The 12,952-nt window shown below is 51.5% G+C and carries 12 protein-coding genes and 1 pseudogene; 8 read left to right on the top strand and 5 right to left on the bottom strand.

Translation table 11 applies throughout. The features are described from left to right. Positions 1 to 31: 31 nt before the first annotated feature. The 3 genes from M493_RS01635 to M493_RS01645 all read right to left on the bottom strand — a co-directional run bounded on the left by M493_RS01635 (position 32) and on the right by M493_RS01645 (position 2,795). Positions 32 to 1,273, bottom strand: coding sequence for an MFS transporter (locus M493_RS01635; protein ID WP_020958526.1), 1,242 nt, complete (start codon positions 1,271 to 1,273; stop codon positions 32 to 34). Positions 1,274 to 1,657: 384 nt separating this feature from the next. Then, entirely contained in the window at positions 1,658 to 2,311 is a 654-nt protein-coding gene (locus M493_RS01640) for a PspA/IM30 family protein (protein WP_020958527.1), read from the bottom strand. Further along, a complete protein-coding gene (locus M493_RS01645) occupies positions 2,271 to 2,795 on the bottom strand; it encodes a hypothetical protein (RefSeq protein ID WP_020958528.1) in 525 nt (174 codons plus the stop codon). The genes M493_RS01640 and M493_RS01645 overlap by 41 nt, the downstream gene beginning before the upstream one ends. A 169-nt stretch (positions 2,796 to 2,964) precedes the next feature. Here M493_RS01645 and M493_RS18770 point away from each other — a divergent pair, with 169 nt between their 5' ends. Together M493_RS18770 and M493_RS18775 are read left to right on the top strand one after the other, a co-directional pair. Continuing rightward, complete coding sequence (locus tag M493_RS18770; RefSeq protein ID WP_235183443.1) at positions 2,965 to 3,117, top strand: hypothetical protein; 153 nt, start codon at positions 2,965 to 2,967, stop codon at positions 3,115 to 3,117. An 18-nt stretch (positions 3,118 to 3,135) separates the two neighbouring features. Further along, complete coding sequence (locus M493_RS18775; protein WP_020958530.1) at positions 3,136 to 3,348, top strand: hypothetical protein; 213 nt, start codon at positions 3,136 to 3,138, stop codon at positions 3,346 to 3,348. Between the two features lie 119 nt (positions 3,349 to 3,467). Here the strand turns inward: M493_RS18775 and M493_RS01655 are convergent, their stop codons facing one another. Further along, the gene (locus M493_RS01655; protein WP_041267722.1) at positions 3,468 to 4,841 is read right to left on the bottom strand and encodes a sensor histidine kinase; all 1,374 of its coding nucleotides are present in this window, start codon (positions 4,839 to 4,841) and stop codon (positions 3,468 to 3,470) included. Continuing rightward, entirely contained in the window at positions 4,822 to 5,493 is a 672-nt protein-coding gene (locus M493_RS01660; RefSeq protein ID WP_020958532.1) for a response regulator transcription factor, read from the bottom strand. The genes M493_RS01655 and M493_RS01660 overlap by 20 nt, the downstream gene beginning before the upstream one ends. Positions 5,494 to 5,671: 178 nt before the next feature. On the opposite strand from M493_RS01660, the gene M493_RS01665 reads away from it, so the two are divergent. The 6 genes and pseudogenes from M493_RS01665 (at position 5,672) to M493_RS01700 (ending at position 12,534) form a co-directional block, all read left to right on the top strand. Further along, the gene (locus tag M493_RS01665; RefSeq protein WP_041267824.1) at positions 5,672 to 6,091 is read left to right on the top strand and encodes a PepSY-associated TM helix domain-containing protein; all 420 of its coding nucleotides are present in this window, start codon (positions 5,672 to 5,674) and stop codon (positions 6,089 to 6,091) included. Between the two features lie 212 nt (positions 6,092 to 6,303). Continuing rightward, on the top strand, positions 6,304 to 7,509 hold the full coding sequence (locus M493_RS01670) for a S1C family serine protease (protein WP_020958534.1): 1,206 nt from the start codon (positions 6,304 to 6,306) through the stop codon (positions 7,507 to 7,509). Between the two features lie 687 nt (positions 7,510 to 8,196). Beyond that, positions 8,197 to 8,949, top strand: a complete 753-nt coding sequence (locus M493_RS18105) for a putative immunity/bacteriocin fusion bifunctional protein (protein WP_012749541.1) — start codon at positions 8,197 to 8,199, stop codon at positions 8,947 to 8,949. 467 nt (positions 8,950 to 9,416) lie between these two features. After that, positions 9,417 to 10,592 carry an ISL3 family transposase gene (locus M493_RS01685; protein WP_020958536.1) on the top strand — a complete coding sequence of 392 codons (1,176 nt, stop codon included), beginning with the start codon at positions 9,417 to 9,419 and terminating at the stop codon, positions 10,590 to 10,592. Between the two features lie 18 nt (positions 10,593 to 10,610). Next, positions 10,611 to 11,045 (top strand): hypothetical protein, encoded by a 435-nt coding sequence (locus M493_RS18110; protein ID WP_148294922.1) that lies wholly within the window; start codon positions 10,611 to 10,613, stop codon positions 11,043 to 11,045. 270 nt (positions 11,046 to 11,315) lie between these two features. Then, a pseudogene (locus M493_RS01700) lies at positions 11,316 to 12,534 on the top strand (IS110 family transposase). Positions 12,535 to 12,952 lie beyond the last annotated feature (418 nt).

The following is a 12,952-nucleotide window of genomic DNA, read 5'->3' on the forward strand; positions in this document are numbered from 1 at the left end:
TTCTTCGCCGGCGCCGCGAAACGAACCGGGCTTAGTGCCGGCTATGGAGGCGGTGTTTCCAAGCGGCGAGTTTTTCTTTTATGTCAAATGGCTGCGCCCCCGCTGCCGCCTGGCGGTTGGCGTAGCCGACCAACGCGCCGGTGGCGATGAGCAAGAGACCGGATAAGGCGAACATGTAGGCGATGGAAAACAGCCCAGCGACCGCGCCGGCGGCGGTCGGGCCGGTCAAGTTGCCGAGGAAGCGGCTGCTGGCGGTGACGCCGAACACCCGGCCTTGGATGCGGCGCGGGCTTTGCGCGTTAATCAGCGCTTGAATGGCAGGCCATACGCCGCCGACGACAAGCCCTTGCAAGAAGCGCCAGACGTACAGTTCATAAATATGGTCCGTCCACACTTGCGGCAAGGCGAACAGGCCGGACAACACGAGCAAGATCGGCAGCATTTTCTCCTGCCCGATCCGGTCGCCGAGCTTCCCTAAATACGGCGCGCCGATCATCGTCGCCAGCCCGGTGATAGAGGAGGCCAGCCCTGCCAAAAAAGCGAGATTGCTAGAATGGCCGACGAGCGATTGGACGAAAATGGTCATCATCGAGTTGACGCCGAGAACTGCGATTTGTACGAGAAAGGTGGCGACAAACAAAATGATGAGCGGCCGGTGTTCGAACACTTCTTTGAAACTCGCGTGGTGTTCTTTCGTCTGCGGCGCGACCGGATCTTGTTCAAGCCAAACGATCACCGGCAACAGCGTCAGCAAAATGCAAAACCCGGTTACGAGAAACACCGGACGGAAGCCGAACAGATCGGACAAGACGCCGCCGATGAGCGGCCCGACGATGTTGCCGGCGATGCTTCCCGTCTGCAGCGTTCCGAGCGCCTCGCCGCTATGCTCTTTCGGCACGACGCGGGCCAAGTATGAAAACGAGACGGTGATAAATCCAGAGAAAAAGCCGACCAAAAAGCGGAGAATGAGCAGCGCCATCGGCGAATGGGCGAACGCCATGCATCCGGTGATAAGGCCCATGCCGATCCCGGCGCGGATCAAGTTGGCGCGCTGCCCGTACCGGTCCGCAAACACGCCCCATATTGGCGCCATGACGGCCGCCGACAAAAACGTCGCCGAAAAGACAAGACCGGTCCAGACGCTCAACGAGTGGCGCTCCGTGACGCCCATCTCCCACAAAAGCAGCGACAAAAACGGAATGACCATCGTCATCCCAGCCGAAACCATGAAATTGCACAGCCAAAGAATGCGGACGCTTCGCTTCCAGTTCAAAGAAGGTCATCTCCTGTATTATTTCGCTTCTCTAATGATTTTACCACGATGGAAAAACAAAGGAAATGATTTTGCTTATCAATTGAACAAGTTGGTGAAAAACAACCGCTTCGCTTGATTTGTCGAAACCCGCAAGGAGCAAAGTGATGGTGTCGGCGGGCTGTTCAATTTGAGAAACAATGGTGGTAAGTCGCCGCTGTTTTAGACGGCTGGTGAAAACCGATGATGTTCGCGTAATCGATGGTTGATGTTTGGGAATTGGAAAAGTTTCGCAACTGGGGAAACGCCCGTTTGGTCCGCCGCTCAGGCAGTAAGTCCGTACAAACACCATCCCCCTTGCCAGCCAGGCAAGGGGGTCATCTATGTCAAAGGGGGAGGGGGAAATTAGGCGTGATTGGCTTGGGCTTCTTTCCATTTCGCCAGCTCGCGCTCCACTTCTTCGTCAAACGGCACGGGGGACAACGCTGCGTTCGTTCCGAACCGGGCGGCGGCCGCTTCGGCCTCTAAGGCGATGACGCGCTCTTCCATGCGGGCGAAACCGCGCAGCGCTTCATCAGCGGAAAACGAGGCGAGCGCCGTGTCGATCCGTTTCAACGCCTGGGCGGCATTCACCCGCGCGGTGAGCTCCAGCTGTTTGGCGGAAAGTTCATCGTACCGCTCGCGCAGCTCGTTTAAGCGATGGGCGACTTCCGCCGTTTTCGCTTTGATGGCGTCGTATTGTTGCTTGTACGCCTCGAGCTTTTTCTCATACAGCAATTTGTCGCGCAAGGCGAGTTTGGCGACCGATTCTTCGTTGCGCTCGAGCGCCAGTTTCGCTTGGCGGCTCCGCTTTTCAATGGCCGCCTCCGTTTGGGTGATGAGCGTTTCATAGCGCCGCTCGGCGACCCATTGCCCAGCAAGCGCTTGGCGCCCTTGTGCAAGCTGCTCCTCGAGGTCGCGCAAATATTGTTTCGTCATGGCAATCGGGTCTTCCCATTGGTCGATTTGTTCGTTCACTTCAGCGAGAACGATCGTTTTGATCCGGCGAAAAATGCCCATGTGGTTTGGCCTCCTTTTGAATCGTTTTTTCCCATTCGTCCAACCAATCGACAGAAACGGACGGCGGTGCGGGCATCCATGCTTTGGCGGCTGCCGGTTTTCGCGCTTGGCGGCGTCCTAAGGCGTAGACGGCAGCCAGCGCCAGCAGCACCAGCACCCATTTCGGCAACAGGGCTACAACACCTAAAGCGACCAACACCCAACCGATCCAGCGCTTCGACCGCGTCGCCGCGAGCCACACCGCCCCCGCGCCGGCAAGCAACAGCGGGATGAGCCACTGCATGAACAGCCCTGCCATCATCCAGCCTCCGCGCGGCCCGATGCCGAACGCTCGATGAGGATGCCCGAATCCGCCGTGCATGCCGTCAAACGGAACACCCGGACGGCCGTGGGCCATCACGTCATGCGGCGCGAGACCGTGAAACACGCTGACCCCGGCAATGACCGCGAGCGCAAGCAGAAGAAAGGTCTTTGCCTTTTTCACATCGTCACCTCCTTTTTCAGTGGTGGACTGGCTTACGGTTTGTATTGTAGAAGGGAAAGGAGAAAATGAGGTGAAAAGCGAAATCTTTTTTTCAGCGGATTATGAATATAATGATCTGTCACGCATGGGTGAGGGATGTCATAACGAAAATGGCGGGGAGGAAGTGAGATTGGTGAGAGCGTATGCACTGGATGTTGGGTTCGCTCTGTTTGTCTTTTTGTTTTTCTTCTTGTTTTCTACGTTTAACGTCGGGTACTATGCGTACGGCTCGTTTCTTGTGTTTGCCATCGGTTCGTTGCTCGTCGGCCTGGCGAGAATATGATGGAATCCGCATGCGCGGTTGGGCGGCGTTCTGGTCGGTTCGTTCCTGATCATCGCGGTCTCTGTCATCATCATCCGCCTGTTTCCCATCGAAGTCCGCGATGTCGGAGACGTGGTCATGCCGTATATCAACGCGGTCGTGAATGCGTTGATATATTTTGTCATTCTTCACGCCCTCCACCTGTTGCATCGCCTAAAGAAGGGCGACGTTCCGTTTGCGAAAAAACGCTGAAGTGTGGGAAACGGCTCTTTATCTGGCCATCCAAAGCGAAAGGTGTCCCGACTCGGCTGGGACACCTTCTGCTTTAGAAGCAAAGTATGAACACGCCTCAAGACCGTGCGCCGCAAGACTTACGCAGGCAGACGGACAAGAAATTCCGACCCCTGCCCGGGTTGGCTTTGAACGTGGATCGTGCCGCCGTGGGCCTCGACGATCCATTTGGCGATCGACAGCCCGAGGCCGTGGCCGCCTTGTTGGCGCGAGCGCGCTTTGTCGACGCGGTAAAAGCGGTCGAAAATGCGGCCGATGTCCGCAGGCGGGATGCCGATGCCGGTGTCCTTGACGGAAAGGACGAACTGCTTCGGTTCGGTGCGGATCGACAGCGTCACGTCTCCGCCCTCAGGGGTGTATTTGATGGCGTTGTCAAGCAAAATGTACAACAGCTGCGTCAATTTGTCCGGGTCGGCGGTGACGATTGCTTGTTCTGGGGCATGAAAATGCATCGCGATCTGCTTTTTCGCCGCCAGTTCCGACACGAGCTGGAACGTGCGCTCGGCGTGCGGGCGGAAGTCGAACGTCTGCTTGGCCAGCTCCAACGCGGCGTGTTTCGCGTCGGCGCGGGCGAGCGTCAACAAGTCGTTCATCAGCTTCGTGATCCGCTTCAGCTCCTCGCGCAGGCGGTCGAGCAGGCGGCGGGCAAAGTCGTTGTTCATCACATCCTCTTCGAGCGTGAGCGCCTCAACGGACGAAAAGACGACGCTCAGCGGCGTCCGCAGCTCGTGCGAGGCGTCGGCGACGAACTGGCGCTGCCGCTCGTACGCTTCTTCAATCGGCGCAAGCGCCCGCTTGGACATAAAGAAACTAAGCGCCACCCCGACGGCGAGAAACAGCACCGCCAAGCCGATGAGCACGACAAGCAGCCAATGAAACACCCCGAAAAACGAGGTGACATCGATCCCGATATACAGCATGCCGACAAAATCGCCATGAAGAACAAGCGGATGGGCGGCGGCGAGCACGCGCCAGTTGCGGGCAGCTTCATGGGCGAGGCCGGGCATATGCTCGGGAAGGGAGACGTTCATGTACACCGGAGCGCGCTCGTCGAACTCGAGATGGGAGAGCGCGTTTAAAAAATACGGGCGCAGGCGCGGGTGGACTTCATCCCCCGCCAGCAAATCGCCATTCGGGCTGATGACGTAAAAAAAGAGTTGGTCTTCACTCAAGAGGACGACGCTTTCATCATCAAACAAATCAAAATTGCTTTGTTTCAGCAAAAACTGCTCGATCGTGTTCGCCTCTTGCTCGGCGAGGCGGGTGATGCGCCGCTCTTGGTCGGACGTGGCGATCCAATAAAAGAGCGCGGCGGCGATCATGATAAACAAGGCGAGAAACAAGGTGAAAATGCCGCTATAGAGCGCCGTCAGCCGCCAATGGGCGCGGCGGAACAAGTCGGCGCTCCCTAAGCGGCGCAGCCAGCCGCGCCATTCAGTCCATCGATTTCTCAATTTTATATCCCACCCCGCGCACCGTTTGAATGACATCGTCTTTCAACTTTTTGCGCAGCAATTTGATCGTCGCGTCGATCGTTTTCATCGACACGTCCGCATCCCAGCCCCAGACGCGGTCCAATATCGTCTCCCGCGGCACGACTTGCCCTTGGTTTTGCACGAGCAGGTCAAGAAGCTGAAACTCGCGCGGAGTGAGGAAAATTTCCTCATTGCCGCGGTGGAGCGTATGGCTTGTCCGGTTCAAGGTGAAGCCGTGAAACGCCACCGTTTCCTCTTGAAGCGGGATGAACGTGCGGCGGGCGAGCGCTTTTAAGCGCGCGACGAGCTCATCGATTTCAAACGGCTTGACCAAGTAGTCATCCGCCCCGGCTTCAAGCCCGGTGACGCGGTCTTGCACCGCGTCTTTCGCCGTCAACATCAAAATCGCCCCCGTATAGCCGTTTTGCCGCAGGCGGCGGCAAATGTCGACCCCATCGCCGTTCGGCAGCATCCAATCGAGCACGACGACATCGTAAAACTCCGCCATCGCGTAGTCGTACGCGTCTTCCCCTTCCTGCACCCAGTCGATATGGTCGATCCCTTTCTTTTTTAATAAGTGGACGATCAGCTCCCCTAGGTGAAGATCGTCTTCGGCAAGCAAAATTTTCATCGCCACTCCTCCGTTCTGTCTCTCTCCCTTTTTATCATACCAAATCGTTCATGAAAAAACGGTGAAAAAGCGGCGCATTCGCCGTGCAGTTGACTGTTCTCTGAAAGAGAATTTTCACCATTTTTTCACTTTCCTTGGCTATGATGATGGGCGAAGAGGTGAAGGAGGCAGGATCATGATGAAAAAAATGAGGAATCTGCATCTTTGGATTGGGTTGATCAGTTCTATCTTTTTACTCGCTGAAGCGGTGACCGGGCTGCTTTTAGCTGAACCGTGGCTCATCGGCCAGGCAGAACGCGGCGAGATGCATCGCGCCATACAAGAGGGCAGCGCGTTCGGAGCGGGACAAGCATCGGGGGCGGGATCGTCTGCTGTTCCGATGGCTCCGCGCGCCGAAGGAGGGTCATCACTGATGATGTTCATCCGTCAATTGCACGAAGGGAGAATCGGTTCGCTCGACATCCGCTGGGCGGTCGATCTCGCCGCGTTGGCGATGATCATTCTTACGGCAACAGGCATTTACTTGTCGATTCGTACGCTCGCCGCTGGACGCAGACGAAAACAAAAGCGGATGTCACCCGCACCCGAGACGATGTAAACGGATATGGGCTGGAAAGAGGGACGAGAACATGCAGCGGAACACTTGGCTAATAACCATAGGGAAGCGCCGCCACGGCTGGTCTTCCGTGTATGCCAGGCCGATTGATGTCGGCGGCATCGTCGTATTCCACTCGCCTTTTCGTTGCTTTGCGTCCATTCGTTCGAAGCGGTCGGATAGAGGAACATTCCATTATAAGGAGGAGATGTGCAATGGATATGATGCCATTTGAACCAACCCCGACGCCGCAGCCGAAACGCCGCGGCCGCTTTATCTCCTGGCTCGCCGCCTCGGTCGCTGGGGCGGTGATCGGCAGCGCGGCGACGTGGTATGTGGCACCGAAATGGATTCACGGCGAAACCCACTCCCAAACGGAAGCGGCGGAAACGACCGCAAAAAGCGAGGCGCTGCCGTTGCAGCCGACGGCGAACGTCAAAACGAATATGATTGACGCCATCAACAAAGTGGCCGATGCCGTCGTCGGGGTCGTCAACATTCAGAAGCAAGTCGACTTTTTCTCTGATCAAGCACAAGATACCGAAGCGGGAACGGGTTCGGGCGTGATTTTCAAAAAAGATGGTAACGCCGCCTACATTGTGACGAACAACCATGTCATTGAAGGTGCGAACAAAGTGGAAGTGGCGCTCCCGAACGGCAAGAAAGTGAACGCCGATATCGTCGGAGCCGATGCACTCACGGACCTTGCCGTCTTGAAAATCCCGGCCGACGGCGTGACGAAAGTAGCGAGCTTCGGCGACTCGTCGAAGGTGAAGATCGGCGAGCCGGTGGCGGCGATCGGCAACCCGCTTGGGCTCGATTTGTCGCGGACGGTGACCGAAGGGATCGTCAGCGGCAAGCGGACGATGCCCGTCTCGACATCAGCGGGCGACTGGGAAATTGACGTCATCCAAACCGACGCGGCGATCAACCCGGGCAACAGCGGTGGGGCGCTCATCAACAGCGCCGGCCAAGTGATCGGCATCAACAGCATGAAAATCGCCGAAACAGGCGTCGAAGGGCTCGGCTTTGCCATCCCGAGCGAAAACGTCAAACCGATTGTCGAACAGCTCATGAAAGACGGGAAAATCAAACGCCCGTATCTTGGCGTCCAGCTCGTCGATGTCGCGGATTTGTCCGATGACGTCCGCACGGATGAACTGAAATTGCCGTCCAACGTGACATATGGTGCGGCCATCACGTCGGTCGAACCGTTCTCGCCGGCGGCCGAAGCCGGATTGAAATCAAAAGATGTTATTACGGCCATCAACGGCCAAAAAATTGACAGCGTCAGCGCCTTGCGCAACTATTTGTACACGAAAACATCGATCGGCGACCGGATTAAAGTGACCGTCTACCGCGATGGGTTTGAGACGACCGTCTCTGTCACGCTTAAGGCGAGAGAAAGCAGCCAGTCGTAAGAAGAAATCGCCTCTTTTCCAGCGAATCAGCGGGGAAGAGGCGATTTTTTGTGTGAAGCACTTGTTCACGATTAGTTCATCCGTACCACTTTTCCGTCGGGCCAATTGTGCTCTTGTTTGGGGAGCGGTGAGGACGACGTGAAACTGCTTCATGTTCGAGAGTGGGGATGCCTCCAATGCAGTGCGGCTCACGACCGGGGCATAACGCCGCTCGGAATTATTTAGAAGGGAAGGGCTTCGTTTGTTGTCGTTACAAGGCAGCTGAACCATGGGACGCACGGGGGGCGGCTTGGCTAGCAGCCTGTCGTGGGGTGGGTATTTCCAAGAATTCCCTAACTCTAAGAGTGAGCGCAGATGGGAGAGTGTTCGTACCCTCTCATTTTTGTGAATATATTACTATTTTTCCATTAGTAATAAATAATCTTTTTTTTTTTTATTTCTAATAGAATTTTAATTGTAAATATATTGATTTAACGGAGGTGTTTGTATTTTATGAGAAAATCTTTCTTGCTCTCTCCACTTGTCGCTTTGAGCCTCATTTGCACATCGGGTATTGTATGCTGAGGAGGATGCGCATTTCGGAAAATGTCCTTACGAGCGGTAAAAGTAAAATCAGTATAAGTAAAGCCATGTGTAGGTTGTTTTTGAAGAAAGGATATATAAATTCATGAAGGGGCTGGTTACGTAATGAAACGATTTATACCTTATCTCGCTGCTCTTTGTTTCTCTTCTTTGCTCCTCCTACAACCTTATTCAGTTCATATTCCACATAGTTTGGCTAAGTCGTCTAATCAACAGAATGAAAATTGTACATCATGCCAAAAAGTACGGGAAGTTTCAAATTTCAAAACGGATAAAGTAAAAGATATCTACTTGATCAACGATGTAAAACATACTTTAAGTCAATTTTACAATGCTAAGCTTAGCAAATTTAAAAATAATGATTTTGAGTGGCGTGAATCCATAAAAGTAGATTATCAGAATGGAATTTCTGTTGTTATGATTCCATCTAAAGATAATCCAAAGTATAATGATCAAAAGGCATATTTAGTCGTAGGTGTAGATGGAAAACAGGGTCAATTGACAGATCCCACCTATATTGAACTGAAAAAAATCAATGATAAGTTTATGTTATATACGATCAAAACTTTGGATGATGTTAAAATCGTAACAGCAACCATTAACATGGCGGATGGGATGGTTACAAATGTTGAATTTTACGAAGAAAATCATTTGATTCAATCAAATGAGGTTAAGGCTGGATATTGGGATCGAGTGCAAGAATGTATCAAAAACAACTGGAGGACATTCCCTTCTTGGGCGAAGTTTGCGTGTGAATCCGCTTGCGGAGGTTGTTTGTTTGCCAGTCCTTATGCGTGTGGTGCTTGTCTAGGATGCTTAGGGGGATATGCGATAGGCTGTGCTCTTGCCTCTATATAAAGGCAAATTTTTTTCAAGGAGATGGTGCCAGTGCCGTTATCATTCAGGCAAAGAGGGGCATTGTGGAATGTCATCATGATTGTTGTATTATCGATCATGGCTATTTTTACTTATCCCTCCGAATGGTCTCACTTTTTCATTGTTGTTGCTGGCATTGGAGTGTTTATTACCCTAGATAAGATGTCCAAAAATAAAAGCAGGAAATGGAGAATCACTATTGCGGCGATTTTCTTTCTCGTTGCTTTCTCTATGTCTGCATACTATGTATTAAACTAGCGATGTTTTCACCATGTTTTGAGCATTTAAAAGGGGATGTGTAATGTTAAAAAAAGCAAAATTGGCTCTTCACCACAAGTTGTACTTGAGATTTTAAGATAGGTATGCATAGGGAAAATAGAGGATACAAAAAATGCGAATTTTCCTGTATGGTAAAGGTGACCAAACCAAACCATTGGAGGAGAATTCGCATGTACGCTCAGTTTATCAAAGAACTCATCGATTTACCAGATGTTTTGATTCAAAAGGTGCGAAAAGAAGAAGAACGTTGGATTTTCGAACTTTCTCTACCCGAACAATGCCCATTATGTCCTGTCTGCTTGAAGCGTACAATCAAAATGACAGGCAAAAAGAAGCAATGGATGCATGGGTATGCTCAACGGATCGGCATCTTTTGGGTGGAACTCCCTGTGGAGCGTAGACGTTGTGGTACATGTGGCATGACATTCAGCACGTCTGATCCCGGAATTTCCCCTCGAAGTGTAGCGACGGATGCGTTTCAGCAATGGGTCGCGCACTCTTGCATCGGAACATCCATTCAGGCAGTGGCTCGTATGCTCAAGCTTCCTTACACGACCGTGGAACGTTGGTTTTATACCCATGCCCCTTCCTTCCTATCGAATGACATCCAACCAAAGGCAGTTTGTGTCGATGAGTTTGCGTTTCGAAAAGGGCATGATTACGGAGTGGCGATCATGGATGCCGAAACGGGAGAAGTGTATGCCCTTGAAGCAGGAAAGAACGAGGAAGCCATTGGACGTGTGTTGGCTCCTGTGTCTGATTCTGTTCAGTATGTCGTGAGCGATTTGGCTCCAGCGATGAAAAAAGCCATTCAAGGGGTGTGTCCGGAAGCGAAGCATGTGGTGGATTATTTTCATGTGATTCAATTGTTTACGGAAGCGTTGGATCGATGCCGCAAATCCTTCGGAAAAGGGAACAAGAAACATGGGCATGTCCGGTATGTTTGCCGCTTATTGACCCAGCGCCCCGAGAAGCTCACCGAGGAGGAACGCCAAACGGTGCGGGAGTGGCAGAAAGAGAGCGATTCCTTGCAGGCTGTCTATCAATCCCTTCAACATTTTCGTTATGTATCCAAAAGCCAAAACGAGCGACAAGCGAAACGTCGTTTGAACGCCTGGGTTCATCGGTATTTGTTTTGTCCTTGTTCTGCTGTTCGCGCCATCGCAAAATCACTCGTCAAACGAACAGACGAAATCATATCGTGCATGTTATCCCCTTATTCAAATGGGAAAATGGAGGGAACAAATAACAAGATCAAGCTGATGAAACGTCGGGGATACGGATACAGAAATATCCAGCGTTTTGCATTGCGGGTTCGGCTAGAAACAGCTAACATACTTTCATGACAGGTGCAAGTACAACTTTTGGTGATGAACCAGAACAAAAAAGTTGAGGATATTAATACCACTATCACATTTTCTCGGCCATTAGAATTTAAGGAATTAAAGGAATTTGTAAAGAAACACAAAGTTAATCCTCAACAATTTGTAGCACGTGCTGTAAAAGGTGATGAGCGTATAACACTTGCCTTTAAACCACACGTGGAGGAGAAACATGTTAGTATGGTGAAAAAACAACTTAAAGAGGAATACAATGCGGAGTTTGTTGGTTTTATTGATATGTACGGTTTTGTGAGTCATGAAGATTTAACAGCAATTGAAAATGATCAAGTTACTTTCCTTGCTGATACAACAGGAGATAAATATTTCTTGAAACACGAAAAAGACAATGGTTTTGCCCATGCGCTTTCTTGGTTATTAGAAGATGTTAAGAAGAAAAAAGAGGAAAACAATAAATAATTAAAAAATCTTAAAGGGGATAGACTCCCATGACAAAAAAATTTCGTCACCATCGGAAGGGTGAAAACCACCTTCTGTCGAATGGTCTCCTTGCAGCTGGGGTCATGAGGTCGTGGTATCTATGGTACGGAAAAGTCCGAAGGATAGACCGACCCCAGCAGCCTGGTGCACCACGGAATGTCGCTCCCTTTTGGGAAGCACGCAGGATAGATGCTTGAACAAAGGCTGCTGCACCAGCTGTTTTTGAGAACGAAGCAGGGAGGGAGACCGATGCGCGTCTTGTATGAACGCTGTTGCGGATTGGACGTGCATAAGCAATCGGTTACGGCTTGCGCCCTTACCCCTGAAGGCAAAGAGATTCGCACGTTTGGTACGCTGACCGACGATCTCGAGGAGTTGGTGGATTGGCTGAAAGAAAAAAGGTGACGCACGTGGCCATGGAGTCGACGGGCGTATATTGGAAGCCAGTGTATCATCTCCTCGAAGCAGAGCCGATCGAAGTGCTTGTCGTCAATGTCCAACACATCAAGGCGGTTCCCGGGCGAAAGACCGATGTCAAAGATGCCGAATGGATCGCGGACTTGCTTCGCCATGGATTGCTAAAAGGGAGTTACATCCCTCATCGGGCTCAGCGTGAACTCCGGGAACTGGTCCGTTATCGGCGCAGTTTGATCGAGGAACGGGCACGGGAGCTCAACCGCATCCAAAAAGTGCTGGGAGGAGTCAATATCAAGCTTTCTTCGGTCGTATCCGACATCAATGGGATGTCGGCCCGGCTCATCATTCGCGCCCTGATCGAAGGAAAGGACGATCCGGCGGCCCTCGCCAGCTCGCCAAAGGGCGGCTGAAACAAAAAACGGAAGAGCTCCGGCGCGCATTGAAAGGAGTGATGGGGCCGCATCAACGCATGATGCTGGCCGGGCAATGGCGTCATGTGGAGTATTTAGATGAAGCGATTGCCCGGTTGGATCAGGAAATCAAGGAACGAACGAGCCCTTTTCATGAAGCGCTGGAGCTCATTGATACGATCCCGGGAGTAGGGCGGCAAAGCGCGGAACAAATTGTAGCGGAAACCGGGACGGATATGAGCCGGTTCCCTACCGCCGCGCACTTGGCCTCATGGGCCGGAATGGCTCCCGGGAATCATGAGAGTGCAGGGAAACGGTTGTCAGGTCGATCGAGGAAAGGGAACAAGAAGCTGAGGTCGTGCCTCGTGGAATGCGCCCGTGCCGCCGCCCGAACGAAGAACACGCACCTATCGGCCAAGTATCATCGGATCGCCAAACGAAGAGGAGCGAATCGAGCGATTGTCGCGATCGGGAGAACGATTTTAGAAATGATCTATTACATCTTAACTCGAAAGGAACCGTATAGAGAGTTGGGAGCCGACTACTGGGATCGGCAGCGAGAAGCGAGCATCGTGCGTCAAACGGTGAAACGATTAGAGGGGTTAGGGTACGAAGTGAAACTGGAAAAAACGAGTGCGTAGCATCCATAAACCACATATATACTGAAATACCTTTCTTTGGAATATGTTTCCAAAGGCTAGGTGGGGATCGTTTTTTGTTAAATGGTGTTTTCAGGATAGATATCTACTTCCTTTAAGTTTTTCATTAGGAGTGAAATCATGTTCAATCCAGAACTTTATTTTTATTACATTTTGTTAATTACTCTTTTAATTTTTACTTATTTATTCTATAGAAGAACAAAAAATTTATCTAAAACACTCCTTATGACAATTACTGCACTTTTTTTCGTATCCATAGTTTGCAGTATTAGTTTAGCACTTAATTATTATCAATCACTGAAACCGAATACAGAAGGTATTGGAATTTCAAATGTGATCGCATATTGGCTACTAGGGGAGGATGCTTGGGCACCAGTATGGACTATTCAGTTATTCAAAA

The sequence above is a fragment of the Geobacillus genomosp. 3 genome, from assembly GCF_000445995.2.
Lineage (GTDB): Bacteria > Bacillota > Bacilli > Bacillales > Anoxybacillaceae > Geobacillus.